General features: G+C 36.2%; 13 protein-coding genes. 8 read left to right on the top strand and 5 right to left on the bottom strand.

Translation table 11 applies throughout. The features are described 5' to 3' along the window. Positions 1 to 119: 119 nt before the first annotated feature. From FYJ25_RS02930 to FYJ25_RS02955, 7 genes are all read left to right on the top strand, one after another. The gene (locus FYJ25_RS02930; RefSeq protein ID WP_154580508.1) at positions 120 to 272 is read left to right on the top strand and encodes a hypothetical protein; all 153 of its coding nucleotides are present in this window, start codon (positions 120 to 122) and stop codon (positions 270 to 272) included. A gap of 462 nt (positions 273 to 734) precedes the next feature. Next, positions 735 to 869, top strand: coding sequence for a hypothetical protein (locus FYJ25_RS14740; protein WP_279237042.1), 135 nt, complete (start codon positions 735 to 737; stop codon positions 867 to 869). Then, positions 856 to 1,032, top strand: a complete 177-nt coding sequence (locus tag FYJ25_RS14570) for a hypothetical protein (RefSeq protein ID WP_243145666.1) — start codon at positions 856 to 858, stop codon at positions 1,030 to 1,032. The genes FYJ25_RS14740 and FYJ25_RS14570 overlap by 14 nt, the downstream gene beginning before the upstream one ends. A 179-nt stretch (positions 1,033 to 1,211) precedes the next feature. After that, on the top strand, positions 1,212 to 2,312 hold the full coding sequence (locus FYJ25_RS02940; RefSeq protein ID WP_154580509.1) for an AAA family ATPase: 1,101 nt from the start codon (positions 1,212 to 1,214) through the stop codon (positions 2,310 to 2,312). A gap of 108 nt (positions 2,313 to 2,420) precedes the next feature. Next, positions 2,421 to 2,819, top strand: a complete 399-nt coding sequence (locus tag FYJ25_RS02945; protein ID WP_243145667.1) for a hypothetical protein — start codon at positions 2,421 to 2,423, stop codon at positions 2,817 to 2,819. An 881-nt stretch (positions 2,820 to 3,700) separates the two neighbouring features. Then, entirely contained in the window at positions 3,701 to 4,180 is a 480-nt protein-coding gene (locus FYJ25_RS02950; RefSeq protein ID WP_154580510.1) for a GNAT family N-acetyltransferase, read from the top strand. Positions 4,181 to 4,320: 140 nt separating this feature from the next. Further along, a complete protein-coding gene (locus FYJ25_RS02955) occupies positions 4,321 to 4,746 on the top strand; it encodes a hypothetical protein (protein ID WP_197702352.1) in 426 nt (141 codons plus the stop codon). A gap of 97 nt (positions 4,747 to 4,843) precedes the next feature. On the opposite strand, the gene FYJ25_RS02960 is transcribed toward FYJ25_RS02955, so the two are convergent. The 5 genes from FYJ25_RS02960 to larA all read right to left on the bottom strand — a co-directional run bounded on the left by FYJ25_RS02960 (position 4,844) and on the right by larA (position 11,870). Next, the gene (locus FYJ25_RS02960; RefSeq protein ID WP_154580511.1) at positions 4,844 to 5,698 is read right to left on the bottom strand and encodes a hypothetical protein; all 855 of its coding nucleotides are present in this window, start codon (positions 5,696 to 5,698) and stop codon (positions 4,844 to 4,846) included. 418 nt (positions 5,699 to 6,116) lie between these two features. Then, on the bottom strand, positions 6,117 to 7,700 hold the full coding sequence (locus tag FYJ25_RS02965; RefSeq protein WP_154580512.1) for a glucose-6-phosphate isomerase: 1,584 nt from the start codon (positions 7,698 to 7,700) through the stop codon (positions 6,117 to 6,119). Positions 7,701 to 8,588: 888 nt separating this feature from the next. Beyond that, entirely contained in the window at positions 8,589 to 9,332 is a 744-nt protein-coding gene (gene yaaA / locus FYJ25_RS02970) for a peroxide stress protein YaaA (protein WP_154580513.1), read from the bottom strand. 432 nt (positions 9,333 to 9,764) lie between these two features. Next, positions 9,765 to 10,475: a D/L-lactic acid transporter LarD gene (larD, locus tag FYJ25_RS02975; RefSeq protein WP_154580514.1), complete on the bottom strand. Its 711-nt coding sequence runs from the start codon at positions 10,473 to 10,475 to the stop codon at positions 9,765 to 9,767. 117 nt (positions 10,476 to 10,592) lie between these two features. Next, a complete protein-coding gene (gene larA, locus FYJ25_RS02980; protein WP_147608882.1) occupies positions 10,593 to 11,870 on the bottom strand; it encodes a nickel-dependent lactate racemase in 1,278 nt (425 codons plus the stop codon). Positions 11,871 to 12,061: 191 nt separating this feature from the next. Here larA and FYJ25_RS02985 point away from each other — a divergent pair, with 191 nt between their 5' ends. Next, positions 12,062 to 12,718, top strand: a complete 657-nt coding sequence (locus tag FYJ25_RS02985; protein ID WP_021907784.1) for a Crp/Fnr family transcriptional regulator — start codon at positions 12,062 to 12,064, stop codon at positions 12,716 to 12,718. Positions 12,719 to 13,004: the final 286 nt, after the last annotated feature.

Consider the following 13,004-nt stretch of genomic DNA (forward strand, 5'->3'; position numbering starts at 1 on the left):
TAGTGCATTGGCAAAGGATCCCATGTGTTGAATGGAGAAATGCTCCCCTCATCCAGGAAAGAAAGGCTGGATAGGATCTTGGCTGAAGATGATGTATGTTGGCATGGGGAGGATTTGAGATGGCAAGGATAGTGTACCGGCAAAGAATCTCATGTATTGAATGGAGAAATGCTCCTCTCATCCAGGAAAGAAAAGCTGGATGGGGATCTTGTTTGAAGATGATGTATGTTGACAGGGGGAATTTTGGAGTGCTGGGGATTGCGTACTGCTAGGTGGGATGTTCTCCTCACAAATCACAGAGAGAAGGACGTATAATGGCCAGGAAGAAACGGCAGTGTTTAGTACAGGAGCAAACATAGGAACAGGTAGGTTCCTTGTTCCCTGACTAGAAGAAGGCTATTTATGCCGCCACTCTGTCGGTGAAAAATAGCAAGATTAATGACGATGGGGATTCCATCGAGGATCAGGTTGAGATATTCCGAGACTATGTAGTAGAATACATGTGCCTTAGTATGGCGGACACTTATGTGTACAGCGGATCAACCCGTGACTATATTGAGGCAAGTAACCTTCTGGAGAACATCTTTCCCAACCTAGGTGTGTAGTTCATCACCGAAGTTGACTGTTACAACAATTTTGAGACAGACGGATATCCCAGCAACTTATATACTTCCATAAAAAACTGGTTAACAGCTTATGTTCCAAATACCAGTCCAGTGAACAGGAATATGACAATGGCAGAAAAAAAGCCCGGGATTATCTCGTTATGCCAAAAGACAGATGGAACGGGAAGAACAGCGGTAAAACATTTTATTTACAGAGGAGCAGAAAGCACAGGTTTTGGAATATGCGGCTATGACCAGGGATGATTATGATATCAGGAAAATGGTCAGAGACCTTGCAGACGCTGTCCGTTCCTCGGATGAAGAGAAGGTGAATGAGATTTTATGGGATGCCAGAGAGGAAATTGATGGATTCCCAGACTGTTCCGTAGGTATGGCAGAGTTAAAGGGAAAGACTTCATTGTATTAAAGGAAACACCAGTGTTCATGAGTTACACTTCCACTTTGGAATAATTCATTTTCATAGATAGAGGAACATAAGAAAATATTGCAGGATATTAATGCAATGTTGAAATTTGCTTGATTGATTTTTTTATAGAATGTGTTACTATTGGTTCGCGAAATACGAAGAAATGAGGGTACGTAAAAATGATAGTATTGAATTTAAAGCTTGATCAAATTTATGGATTTGATGATTTTGAAATAAACTTTACCTATCCAAAAAAGGTCGTTAATTCAATGATTGATGATGAATACCTTGAAGGCAGAGAACGTTTTAGATACAAAAAGGCTGTTATCTTGATGGGAGCGAATGCAACTGGTAAGACCAGTTTAGGAAAGACACTATGGAAAATTATCAACTATATCAACACTGGTAATTCAGCAGTGCTTTATGATATGGTGACTGGAAATATAGGATCATTTTCAATTGATTTTGTCAACGAGGGATTTGTTCTACATCGACTGGCTGCGAATATTGATGTGTCAGCATCTAATGTTGAGGTCGTATATAGCTCTTCAAAAATTGACAAGATGGACTCATATGAGAAGTGTGTGGCAAAACTGGAAGATCATACGAACGAAGCGACTGCGAATATTAATTCTTTTAAGAAAATTGTTGGTCCGGTAAGTTATCGATTTGCTCATCCGGAAATTGAATCGTCGATTATATTAGATGATATTGATAGAAAGGTTTTCTTGAAGACTTTGCGAGCGGTTATTGGAACGCTGGATCCAACTTTAAGAGAGGTGACAATTTCAAGAGACCTAAAAGATACTTTTATAATTAGAAGAAAAAATGCTGAAATTATCATTCAGGAAGGAAAGCTTCTAAAGAGAGAAGTTATGTCCAGTGGAACGGCAGAAGGCATAGATGTGGCATTATTTCTGGCATCTATGCTTGTACAGGACAAGACCTTCTATTATTGTGATGAACATTTTTCTTATATCCAGAGTGATATTGAAAAGAGAATTTTTGGATTAATGCTGGATCGTATTTCAAACAACGAGCAACTGATTTTCACAACGCATAATACAGACATGCTGGATTTGAACTTGCCGAAACATTCGTATATTTTTCTAAGAAAGAGGATGGAAGATGGTGAGTGTAAGGTGTCAGCTATTTCAGCATCTGAGATTTTGAAAAGAAATACGGATAGTATTCGCAATGCGGTGGAAAATGATGTCTTTGGCTCACTTCCAGATGATTCCTTGCTTGATGAGTTAGAAATGGGGTGGGCTGATGAATAAGACATGCGTTTACTATTGTGAAGGCGAAGATGATCAGAAATTGATTGATGCCTTGAAGGTTGCCCCAGGGCAGGAAAGATTTTACCAGGCAAATCAAAGAAACTTAATGTGGTTCAAAGTTTGATTCCAAAATCTATCCTGCTTGGAATCAAACCTGATACGAATGTGGTACTTGTTTTCGATACCGATGTGATAATAAATTTAGATGTGGTTAAGAAGAATATTGGGAATATAAAGAAGTATTGCCACGGTGTAAAAATCATATATCTGCTTCAGGTGAAAAATCTGGAAGAGGAGTTGGTGCACTGCATTGATGTTAAATCAGTAATAGAATTGACCAAGAGCAAGTCGCTTAGCAATTTTAAGGCAGATTTTAGAATGATGAAGCAAGAACAGTGCCGACGTACTTTAGATAAACATAAGATTGATGTTGACCGATTGTGGACTACAGTTGCGCCCGACGAAATTGATTTTGTCGAGCGAAACAGTTCGATGATAAAACAATAGTGTGCCATTTGGTACGTATTGGAAGAAGGAGGCAAAACGAATATGTCAGAAAAAATACTACAATCTGATTGAGAAAAATATGATTTAGTAAGTCCCATGTTTCATGCTTTATATACCGAGGTAAAAGAATTATCTAAAAACATTCTAATGATATTCTTAATGAATATAAGAATTAATTTGTGAAATTGTTGGAAGGATTTTCAGATAATTAGAGTAAGGACTTTTATCCTGTCTAAAAAATTTTTTGACATCCTAAGTGAGGATAACTATGAGTAAAAAAACATCTTTAGTTTCACACAGTTTAGGCCTCAGGGAGGGATTACGCAGATATAGAGTACACGATACTTCATGGTTTACTGAAATGAATTTCTTTTGAATCGCTTTATGAATACATAGAAAAGAAAAATTTCTCACAGGCACATTACTCCTTTCCTAAAATATGGTAAAAAGTAATCATCGAGGTAATCAAAGGTAATCAAATTATTTTCCCCAATATGGCTTATTTAAGCCGTATTTGAGTGGTTGACCGCGTGTTCGAGTCCCGTCGCCTCGATTCTGTATTAGAAGCATCGAAAATTCGCTTAAACAGTGGGTTTTCGGTGCTTTTCTTTTTTACAAGGATATACTTTAGAAATTTTCTTGGAAAAATAATTATATTGATCTTCAAATAATAAAATAATTTATTATAATATTATTACATACTATAATTTGTGTAAAACAAGAAATGTATTAAAAAGTATTACAATGAAATATCTTCCGGCGGAGCAGAGACAGAAAAGTTTTTCTATCGCTTGGATATAAAAAGATGGACTGAGATAAAAAAATACGGTAAAATCAGTATTGGAAATGATGTCATGAAATTAGAATTTAGAGGATAGATTATGGAAATTAGAAAGTATAGAGAAAAAGATATTCCTGCAATGATCTCCATTTGGAATAAGGTCGTAGAAGATGGCGAGGCTTTTCCACAAGAAGATTTTTTGAACGATACAACAGGTGCAGACTTTTTTGCGGCACAAACATATTGCGGCGTTGCAGACAACAATGGAAAAATCGTAGGGCTTTATATTCTGCATCCAAACAATATTGGCCGCTGTGGGCATATTGCAAATGCGAGTTATGCTGTTGATACCGATCACCGCGGCGAGCATATTGGTGAAAAATTAGTAGATGATTGTCTTGTACAGGCAAAACAGTATGGCTTTGGAATTTTGCAGTTTAATGCTGTGGTGGAAACCAATATTCATGCCCGCCATTTGTATGAACGACTGGGTTTTGTACAGATTGGAATTGTACCGAAAGGTTTCCGTATGAAGGATGGAACATATCAAAACATCTGTTTATATTATTATGAACTGTAAAACAGACTGAGAACTTCTCGTTTGTTGGTCTGTTAAAATACAGAAAACAACATAGAAAATTCTTTTAGATAGAGATGTAGCATCCCCTTCTGGTATATGTTTGACTAATAAATTTGATAGTTCATTTTAGAGAGTACATTATGAATAAAAAGGAGAAGAACAAAATGATCAATACTTATGATAGCTATGTAAAAGAGTCTGGGGCGATAACAATTGAACAAATGAGAAAGATGCACGAAAATATGATGCTGGAAATCGGAGAAGATGAAGATGCATTGGAATTGTATGATGATTTGTGTAATGCTATTTTTCCCTATGCGGATCTTCGTGCAAAGTGGCATACATTCTCAATAGAAGAGAAAATGGATAAAGATTCTTTCAGGACAGCCTGTCATGATAACGTTATTCTTCATTTTAACATGATTGCAAGATATTTAAAGATGCAGGGAAAAGAAGTACAGTGGAGAGAGCAATTAGGAGACGAGAAAGCAGATAAGGCTGTTCGAAAAGGTATAGGAGACTTTGGCTGCTATATTATTTTTGTTAATAGTATTTGTGCAAGATAAGCTGGTATAACTGTTACATTGAAATAAAAAAATAAAAAGACCTCTGCATGCCCGGTCATTTAAATGACAGGAAACATGCAAAGGTCTTTTATAGTAATTAACCTGCTAATCTACGGGAAACTACTTCAAAATATGGAGACTCATAATTATAGTCTTTGTTATTCACTCTGAGCCAGCCAGTCTTTTTTCCATATTGAAACTGAAGATACATAGTGTTTTTGGACAGAGTAAGCTTTTTCAAAGTTACCTGTTTTCCTTTAGGAACAGTGAAAGCAAGTTTGCTTCCGTTATAAAAACGTAACTTTTTCGCTGTTACAAAAATATTTTTCCGGAATAATTTACTATAAGAATCATTGTGGTAGTTACCAATAATACTTTTCACAGTAGAAGAGGTAGTACTTGTTAAAACAAGCTTATTATTACGAAATTTGTAATTCATTTTCCAGTTAAGCCATCCTGTTTCAGCAGGCTGGTCACCATGACGAAGAGTCAGTAAATTCTTTTTAGCAGAAACAATTTCGCAGGCTGTATAATCTAACTTGCTTACAGAATAGAGCTTTTTAGATTTGTTATTATATTTATAAATCTGATTAAATACAATATAGTCATTATCTCCGATACCCATTAGCTGAAGAAGTTCATTTTTATTTGACATTTTAGCATATCGGGCAGTAAAGGAATGAATATTGTCATTCGTACAGTTTTTAGTAAAAGCAACTTTATTATTTACGGTAACTTTCAGTTTTTTTATGTAGTAATCTTTGTCGACACGGGTTGTGATAAGTATTTTATCTGCTTTTCCATCTCCGGTGATATCAGCAGATAATATTTTCTTTACAGGAATATTCTTCACAGAGGCAGCATTCAGTGTCATAGAAAAAGGCAGACACATCATAAATGCAAGCGCAAATGGGAAAGTAACTTTAAATAATTTAAAAATAGCATTTTTCATAGCAATCCCTCCTTGGAAAATATTATATAAGAATACTATAGCATATTTGCAGGTAAAAGTTCCTTAATTTTCAGATGAATTTAATTCTCATGTTACGCGGATTCCAAAGTCAAACACCTTATCGTGCAAGCACGAACGAAGTTTTGATATTTTGACCCTAATATCATATAAAAAAATCATAAAAAATGATAGTAGCCGACAGTCACATTTTTATACCAATAAAAAGAAAGTGAAAAAGAAAATAAAAAAGAACAATCTACAGATGCACAAAGTATTTTTCTTAAAATAACAGAAATTATTTTAAGGCTACTGTATACAGTACATCTGTCAGATCGTTCTTTTTGTATATCAGATGAGAGAGTATTCCCACATCTGCAATCCTGCCGGAGGCATTCTTGAATTTTTGTTTAGGTTAGAATTAAATGTTTAATAAATCACTGTAGGATTTTAATGCGCCATCTGTATCATGAGCAAGAACACGTTTTGCGAGAATCTTACCAAGCTGTACACCTTCCTGGTCAAAGCTGTTAACATTCCATAAGAATCCCTGGAACATAATCTTGTTTTCGAAATGAGCTAATAATGCACCGAGTGATTCTGGTGTTAACTGTTCACCAATAATAATGCTGGATGGACGTCCACCTTCAAAGTTTTTGTTAAGGTTTTCATCTTTTTTACCACAGGCGAAAGCAACGATCTGAGCAGCTACATTCGCACATAACTTCTGCTGGCTTGTGCTGTCTTCAATTACTACATCCATACCAATCTGGCTGTTTTTAAAACCAACAAACTGTAAAGGTACGATATCAGTTCCCTGATGTAATAACTGATAGAAAGAATGCTGTCCGTTTGTTCCTGGCTCACCAAAGATAGTAGGACCTGTTACATAATTTACAGGTTCACCAAAACGATTCACAGACTTACCATTGGATTCCATATCACACTGCTGTAAATGTGCAGGGAAGCGGCTTAATGCCTGAGAATATGGTAAAACAGCAGTAGAAGGGTATTCCTGAACATTACGTTCATAAACACCAATTAAAGCATCTAACATATCTGGGTTTTCTAAAATGTTTTTATTAGCAGCAAGTTTATCTTCTTCAGCTGCACCATTTAAAATTCTTGCGAAGATTTCAGGACCAAATGCAAGGGAAAGAACAACTCCACCAACTGCAGAAGAAGAGGAGTAACGTCCACCGATAAAGTCATCCATGAAGAATGCTTCTAAGTAATCATCGCTCTTTGCTAAAGGAGATGTCTCACTTGTTACAGCAAGCATATGATTTGCAGGATTTAATCCAGCCTTTGTTAAGGCATCTTTTACGAAAGCTTCATTTGTCAATGTTTCCAAAGTTGTTCCGGATTTAGATACAACGATGAAAAGAGCGTGAGCTAAATCTGTAGATTTTAAAACTGCAGCAGCATCATCAGGATCTACGTTGCTGATAAACTTCGCTTCCATCTTAGCAACACCGTTCTCTTTAGCCCAGTTCTCTAATGCGATATATAAAGCACGAGGACCTAAGTCACTTCCACCGATACCAATCTGAACAACAGTTGTGAACTTCTCACCAGCAGCGTTAGTAATTTCACCGGCATGCACTTTATTAGCAAAATCTGCGGCTTTCTGCTGCTGGGAAACATAGAAATCACGTTTGTTTACACCGTCAACAACAACATCTTTACCTAACTGTCTACGTGCTAAATGATGAAGAACAAGACGTTTTTCACCGGTATTGATCACAGCACCGTTATATAATTCTTCAAATTTATCAGCGAGCTGTGATTCTTCTGCTAATTCTGCCAGCGCAGCCAAAACAGTGTCATCTACCTGCTTTGCAGCATAGTTAAAGCTAAGTCCCTCTGCCATAGGTGCGGAATATTTTGCTACACGTGTAGCACCATTCTCTCCGCTCATAGCTTCTTTAATGTTTACGTGGTTTTTCAGTCCGGCAAGTTTCTTATAAGATGCCAGAGTGTCAAGATTGTTCCAAGTTGCCATAAATAAATCCTCCTTAGTTAATGTGGTTATACATTAAGCTTAAATAAAATTAAGAATGCAAAATATAATAATGCATTCAAAATTTCTTAACATAATTATACTAAAAAAAATTTCCAATTGCAATGGATTATTTACTATTTAATTCATTAGAGAAAACAATCGAAAAAAGAAATACTACCATATCCCATCTGCTCTGTAGTCGCTGTGCCTAAGATGCTCATCCGCATCTTAAACACGCTCCGAAGCCGCATCTGGGATACGGTAGTATTTCTTTTTTCTGTGTGTTGGCTCCAGAAGGAATGAATGCAATAGTCTTTGGGAGGAATAAGGGGGAGAGGTCAGAAGACTACTGCTTACTCGGAAGATGTATCATCCAGAAGATTAGGTACTCTTTTTAACGAACAGTAAAAATAAAGGGGGTTGTCATTTTACAAAAAAGTACAGAAATCGCCTTTATATTTATCGTACATTCTAATTCAAGAACGCCGAGGCATTCTTGCCGCGAGATGTGCGTTATATATAACGTATAGCATACGTTTTGAGAAAAAATGATATATTGCGACAATATAATGATAAAATTATTATGTACAGTGATAGGTTTCGGTATCATCTTATCATCAGTGAAACTTGAAAGAAGGTTCAGCATAGTGGAAATAGCATCAGAATAAGCCACGACCTTCTGTCCCCTTCCCCATCTCTTTCCCAAAGACTATTGCATTCATTCCTTCTGGAGCCAAAACACAGAAAATAAAAAGAATAGACCATAACAAATGTAATGTGAGAACAAGTAAAAATGCCGAACAGGCATTTTCTACGCAGTGATATCTTTACATTTGTTATGGTCTATTCTTTTTATTTTCGTCTGTTTTCTCTCAATGAATTAAATAGTTATTTGCAAAATATCCATTTTGTGTTATCAGAATATTCTTCTTTATATTTATACCCAAGTTCATCAAATTGTTTCATTTCCTCTGGATTTTCAATCTGATGCTCTGCCATATAACGTACGAGGGAACCTCTTGCCATCTTTGCATAAGTTCCTTTTTCTTTTATTTTCCCATCAATTATTTCTCCGAATACACAGGTTGTGACCTGTACATTTTTTGGAATATATTTCAAAACACTTTTACTGTATTCTTTTGAGGCAAGGTTAATGAGACAATCACAGTCTTTTAATATATAGTCTGCTAATTTTTGCCCCCAAAAGTCGTATAAATTATTTATTTTTTCATTATGAAAACGTGCCTGCATTTCTAGTCGATACGGAATTACCCCGTCAAACGGACATAGTACACCGTAAAAGCCGGATAAGATCCTCAAATGCTTTTCTAACCATATAAAAGCCTGTTCTTCAAATACTGCCGGTGCCATGTATTTATACTGAATTCCCTCATAAGAAAGAACCGCCGGACTTAGATTTTGCTTTAAGTTTCCTGTTTGAAGCTGTTGCTCATTTTCCTGTACAAGCTTGTCACTGCATTTCCATAGATTTTTTAATTCCTCCAAAGACATATTTTTCATATAAGAAAAAAGAGTTTGAGCCTCATTTATAAAAAATGGTATATTTTTGTAGGATAAAATGTCATTTCTTACATTCATTTTTTTTGCCGGGGAAATAATTATTTTCAACATGGGTAGTTTCCTCATACTTTCTGATCATTCATCTAAAGGAACTATACTATATATTTGCCAAAATTACTATGGATTCATTTAGAATAATATACGACCGTTTGTAAACTATTGAATACAATCCTTTTGGAGCCAACAAACAGAAAATAAAAAGAATAGACCATAGGAAAAGAAATGCGAGAGCAGATAAGTGTAATCTTCTGACAGAGATACCTTTCGAGCAAGCAGTAGTCTTCTAGTTTCTCCCCCTTATCCATCTAACAACTATTGAATACATTCCTTCTGGAGCCAACAAACAGAAAATAAAAAGAATAGACCATAGGAAATGTAATGTGAGAGCAAGTAAAAATGCCGAACAGGCATTTTCTACGCAGCGATATCTTTACATTTCCTATGGTCTATTCTTTTTATTTTCGTCTGTTCTCTCTCAATGAATTAAATAGAAAGAAAATAGTGGGAGAATAAAGCAGCTAAGACGGCTCCGACAAATGGAGCGATGCCAGGTACGAGCAGACCGTACTGCCAGTCATTGTCCGCTTTATTTTTAATAGGAAGTAACTGGAATGCAAGACGAGGACCTAAGTCTCTTGCCTGATTCATAGCAAATCCGGTTGTTCCGCCAAGTCCCATACCAACGGCCCAGACGATAAGTCCAACACCGATAGGAAGCTGTTTTTCGTAATTTGTTGCGACAGCCAGGATAGCAGTCAGAAAAACAGCAGTTGCGATTGTCTCGACTAGGAAGTTACGTGGAAGATTTCTACAGTTTGGATTTGTAGAAAAAATGTTTCGAATAGCAATCGGGTCTATTTTTCCTTCACTTGCTTTAAAATGGTCAGCATACATAACATAAACAACGAGTGCGCCAAATAAAGCACCAAGAAACTCAGCAATACAATAAGGAATAAAGCTGCTCCAGGGAATCATGCCAAGAATTGCCTGACATAATGCCATGGCAGGGTTAATGCAGACACCACCAAAGATAAACAGGGTAACAGAAATACCAAAAGCCCAGGTGGTGATGGCAAAAATGTGTCCGCTTCCATGGTATTTTGTTTTGGCAAGGACTTCATCACAGTGTACGCCGACACCGAATAAAATCATAAGGGCTGTTCCTAAAAATTCAGCCATAAGAGAATGTAACATAACGATTTTTTCCTTTCTTCTCTTTCGTTTTATAAAATTATTTATAGCATTTTAATAAAAAAGTCTGAAATAATCTATTTTGATAATGATAGTCGCTGAGGATGCTAATATTAAAAATTAGATATTAACAACAACGCCTAAACCATCAGGAATAACAGCAACTTTTGCATCATTTCCTTTGATTTTAAATGCCATAGCAAGAGCTTCATCTACATTAGAAGCAAGTTCCATATGCATATCTTTTACGAGTTTTGGGTCAACAAGATCAGATACCATAATAACTTTATGGTGTGCCAGGATACGGGCAAAAATCTGTGAAGTCCACTGATCTGGTACGGTTTCCAGACGAGGAGTATGGATTGCTTTTTGCTCAAATTCTTCTGGATCTTTTACATCAGCAATGTTATGGTAGAAACCAACTCCGCCATGACCATCGCGGCATCCGGCGATCATAATAATGATTCCATCATCAGGAAGAGTAGCTTCTGCAGCAGTCATACCTTTGATAGCCTGATAAATGTTCTGGTCAAGAGGATAACCGCCGTTAGTGGAAATAGCGATATCACAATTTACTTTGTTTACGCTTGCAAGAGAACGAACAAAATCACAGCCTTTTTCATGAGCAGTTTCCATATCTCCGGCAAAAGAACCAATAATCTCGTGATTTCCATTTAATACAACATTAACGATAAAAGCAAGGTTGGCTGTTCTTGCAGCATAAACCATATCTTCGTGAATTAAATTATGACAGAGATTACCCGGGCGGGATTTTTTGTCATTAATAAATTCTCCGCTGTGATTAGCCATAATTGTTTTATAGGAAGCAATACCTGGTAAAACAGACTTTCTTCCACCAGAAAAACCTGCAAAAAAGTGAGCTTCGATAAAACCTTCAGAAATCAACAGGTCAGCTTCTGCTGCAATTTTATTAATAATGCAGTCACCGCCACTTGGCAGAACACCAATCTTTTTCATAGAAGCATCATCCGTAGAAATATGCATAACAATTTCTTCATTAGCAACGATTTCTTCGCCGTATTTATCAACTAATTCCTCATGGGTACTAGGACGATGGAAACCAGTTGCAACAAGAATACGGATTCGCGCATCAGGGGATACAGAACGGATTCTTCTTAAAAGAATCGGAGTAATAATTTTTGATGGAACAGGACGTGTATGATCAGAACTGATAATGACGATATCCTTTTTTCCTTTTGCCAGTTCCTCCAATGATTTCGAACCGATTGGGTTGTCTAAAGACTGTTCTACCAGTTCTTTCTCAGAAAGTTTGGTGGTGTACTCAGACTGTTTTCCTTCCAAAACACCTGCAAGATTTTTCTCAGACAGGCTGATTTTCATTTCTCCTTTATCGTAAGGCACGTTCATTTCAAACATTTTAAAATCCTCCTTAAAAACTTAGATATGTGCGAGTACATTTTCTTAACAGGAAGTTATTTTATGCAAAATAAATGTCTCTGCAAACCACATTTCGTGTTAATAAAATGTGATAACAAAAAATATTATCAAATGTTACTAACATCTGTTAAAAATATGATATACTTTTGTAAGAAGAAAGGATGAAAAAAATGGAACATGAATATTTGCTAGAGTTTTTAGAGAAAAAAGACATTCCGATAGTACATAAGGCGCGCCATGCATATCTTACTTATTATGGTTTTGAGCAGCAAAGTACTTATGTATTAAAAGAAGGTGTAGTGAAAACAAGTATTATCCTAAGAGATGGAAGAGAGTTTAACATTTCCTACTTAAAGGCTCCTAATATCATTTCATTATTAAAAGACGAAGTAAGCCAGTATACTTCTGCACCATTTAATGTACGAGTAGAAAGTGAATCAGCCGTATTTTACAAAATTCCTCGTGTAACTTTCTGGGAATACGTTAATAAAGATAAAAAACTTCAAGATTATATTAATGCCTACTACAGAGAAGAACTTTCACAGGCAATCTATCGTCAGCAGCTTATGACAATGAATGGAAAAACAGGAGCAGTATGTGCGTTCCTGTACTTGCAGATTGAACCATTTGGAAAGAAAATGAAAGAAGGAATTCTTATTGATTTTCAGATTACCAACGATGATATTGCAGGATTTTGTGGAATATCTACACGAAATAGCGTCAACCGTATTTTACGTGGATTAAGAGAGAATGGAGTCATCTCAGTAGAAAATCAGAAAATACTCATAAAAGACAAAGAATACCTTGAACAATATATGCAAGGATAATATAGATTTGGTATAGACGAAAAAAGGAAAAATGCCCTATCCCATCTGCTCTGTAGTCGCTGTGTTTAAAATGCTCGTCCGCATCTTAAACGCGCTCCGAAGCCGCATCTGGGATATGGCATTTTCCCTTTTTTCTGACTATTATCTAAATCTAAAGTTGGTGAGAATGGGAATTCTCCAGAAGGATATGATTTTCTAAGTTTGATTTTATTGTGCTACACGAAACTCTTTGTTTTTGAGGCAAAATTCCGCAGTGCAAAGTCACACAATGCAATACTTATAAAAC

This window comes from Anaerobutyricum soehngenii, assembly GCF_009697165.1.
In the GTDB taxonomy this organism is placed as follows: Bacteria; Bacillota; Clostridia; order Lachnospirales; family Lachnospiraceae; genus Anaerobutyricum; species Anaerobutyricum soehngenii.

Bases quoted from the DNA above. Each gene is read 5' to 3' on its own strand.
- FYJ25_RS02930 (WP_154580508.1), top strand. From the start codon at position 120: ATGGCAAGGATAGTGTACCGGCAAAGAATCTCATGTATTGAATGGAGA.
- FYJ25_RS14740 (WP_279237042.1), top strand. From the start codon at position 735: ATGGCAGAAAAAAAGCCCGGGATTATCTCGTTATGCCAAAAGACAGAT.
- FYJ25_RS14570 (WP_243145666.1), top strand. From the start codon at position 856: ATGACCAGGGATGATTATGATATCAGGAAAATGGTCAGAGACCTTGCA.
- FYJ25_RS02940 (WP_154580509.1), top strand. From the start codon at position 1,212: ATGATAGTATTGAATTTAAAGCTTGATCAAATTTATGGATTTGATGAT.
- FYJ25_RS02950 (WP_154580510.1), top strand. From the start codon at position 3,701: ATGGAAATTAGAAAGTATAGAGAAAAAGATATTCCTGCAATGATCTCC.
- FYJ25_RS02955 (WP_197702352.1), top strand. From the start codon at position 4,321: ATGAATAAAAAGGAGAAGAACAAAATGATCAATACTTATGATAGCTAT.
- FYJ25_RS02960 (WP_154580511.1), bottom strand. From the start codon at position 5,698: ATGAAAAATGCTATTTTTAAATTATTTAAAGTTACTTTCCCATTTGCG.
- FYJ25_RS02965 (WP_154580512.1), bottom strand. From the start codon at position 7,700: ATGGCAACTTGGAACAATCTTGACACTCTGGCATCTTATAAGAAACTT.
- yaaA (WP_154580513.1), bottom strand. From the start codon at position 9,332: ATGTTGAAAATAATTATTTCCCCGGCAAAAAAAATGAATGTAAGAAAT.
- larD (WP_154580514.1), bottom strand. From the start codon at position 10,475: ATGTTACATTCTCTTATGGCTGAATTTTTAGGAACAGCCCTTATGATT.
- larA (WP_147608882.1), bottom strand. From the start codon at position 11,870: ATGTTTGAAATGAACGTGCCTTACGATAAAGGAGAAATGAAAATCAGC.
- FYJ25_RS02985 (WP_021907784.1), top strand. From the start codon at position 12,062: ATGGAACATGAATATTTGCTAGAGTTTTTAGAGAAAAAAGACATTCCG.